The organism is Cereibacter sediminicola (genome assembly GCF_007668225.1).
Lineage (GTDB): Bacteria > Pseudomonadota > Alphaproteobacteria > Rhodobacterales > Rhodobacteraceae > Cereibacter_A > Cereibacter_A azotoformans.
Window position 1 is genome coordinate 1 of record NZ_VDEK01000091.1, and the last position, 1,758, is coordinate 1,758.

Below are 1,758 nucleotides of genomic sequence, written 5' to 3' on the forward strand. Positions count from 1 at the left end.
CCGGGGGGTCAAAATTGGACGCCGATTGGGGGTCAATTTTGGATGCCGATTGACATGGTATGGGCACGCCAACGGCGATCCACCACGTATTTGCATTCATCCTGTCGTTGTCAGCGGAACCTATGATGATCACAACTGGCAGGTCTTAAAGGCACGCTGGATGGAGCTGCGCGCACAACTGCACGGGGAAGTGTTGCCGCATCAGGGAACCCACGTACCGAATTCGGCAGAACTCAAAGCTTTTCGGAATCGTATCATTGCAGCTACGCCAACCTTTGCGCCATGGGAGTTTCTTGAAGGTCCATAACCCAGCCCTGCAATCACCGCGATCCACATCGTGCGCAGTTTTTCTGTGTTGCCTGACGGAGTCATTCGTTACGAGGATCGCCCCTCAGTTCGCCACGCGCCACATCCGGTAACGGCCTTGTCCTGTCACCTCGCGGATCAGACCATGAGCCTCCATCCACGCAAGGTTGCGTTGGACGGCGGCGCGGCTGGCGCCGGTCAGGGCCTCGGCCATCGGCGCAGAGACGAGCGGCCATTCGGTCAGCACCGCGCGCAAGGCTGGGGGCGTCCTGCCCGAGAGCGGGGTCATCGCGGCCACTGCCCGCGCCGACCATGCCTCGATATCGTCAAGCTGCCGCATCGCGGTCAGGCACGCGGCCTCCATCCCATTGAGCCAGCGTGCCAGACGGTCAAATGGTGAACCACCGGCGCGTAACCCCCCTGCCCCGCCCATGGCCAGAGGCGCGAAGACTGCTCCTCTTCCCTCGCTGGAAGCGATCCGCGCAGCTGCGACAGCCGCTTCCATCTGGTCACCGTGCTGCCCGAGCCCCGCGAGGCGCCAGAGGTGAAAGCCCGCAGCGGCGCGAGTGATCGGGTGCAGGTCTGCGGCCTGCTCCATCAGATCCAGCCAACCGCTCGCGCGATCCAGGAACGGCTCGATCTCACCGCTGAGGTTCTCGGGGTCGCGACGGTCGAGAAAGGCGGCCAAGTCCTGCTCCGGCCCCGGTCCACCCGTCAGCCGCCGAACTGCCCATCCGACCCGCGACAGCGCCGCCGTGTCGTCCAGGACGCCGGACAGGCGCAGCGAGATCCAGAGCGCCAGCCGATCCTGGCTGATGCGGTCACCGGTGTGCCAGCTCAGATCTGCGGCCTCCATCAGTGCCAGCCTGTGCCGCCATCCTTCTGGTCCGCGCTTCAGCCGGTCGTCCAGCGCGCCGATGCGGCCGGCCACACGCGCAAGACGCGCGGCCTGACCGGCCTCTGCCTTCCGCCAATCGTCGAGTACCTCGGTTTCACGCGGTTCGGCCCGTGGTCCTGGCGGCAAATAGTCCGGCTCTTCTTCCATCGGACCGGGCAGGAACCACAGGTCGTTCTCGGACGCCTGTTTGACCTCGTCCGCATCGATGGCGAGGGCGTCGGACTCATCATACACAGAAGGAGCTTTGGGCCTCATATGTGCAAAATATGGCTATTTAGCACTTTACCCAAGGGTTTTCTCGGGGCGCGTCTTTACACCTTATATGGCACGCACGCGCGATGGTCAGCGTGAACTCTCTGATCGCGCTCAGCGTATGGAAACCAAGGGCTTTCTGCTGAACAGCGCCACAGAGAGCGGCCTTGCATTCGTTTACAAATGGTCGTTTACTTACGATATATGAAACTGCAAACGGCCCTCTCCCATGCCCTTGATCGGCTATGTGGTTTTGCCCCCGTTTCACCGGACACTCAGGCGGTTGCGGTTTGGGCTGCGAT

The 1,758-nt window shown here is 62.6% G+C and carries 2 protein-coding genes; one reads left to right on the top strand and one right to left on the bottom strand.

Annotated features, from left to right (window positions below):
- The coding region (locus FG154_RS21300; protein ID WP_145111937.1) for a hypothetical protein at window positions 1-307 on the top strand (307 nt) is incomplete at its 5' end.
- Window positions 308-391: 84 nt separating this feature from the next.
- On the opposite strand, the gene FG154_RS20385 is transcribed toward FG154_RS21300, so the two are convergent.
- Window positions 392-1,351 carry a hypothetical protein gene (locus tag FG154_RS20385; protein ID WP_425456871.1) on the bottom strand — a complete coding sequence of 320 codons (960 nt, stop codon included), beginning with the start codon at window positions 1,349-1,351 and terminating at the stop codon, window positions 392-394.
- Between the last annotated feature and the right edge of the window lie 407 nt (window positions 1,352-1,758).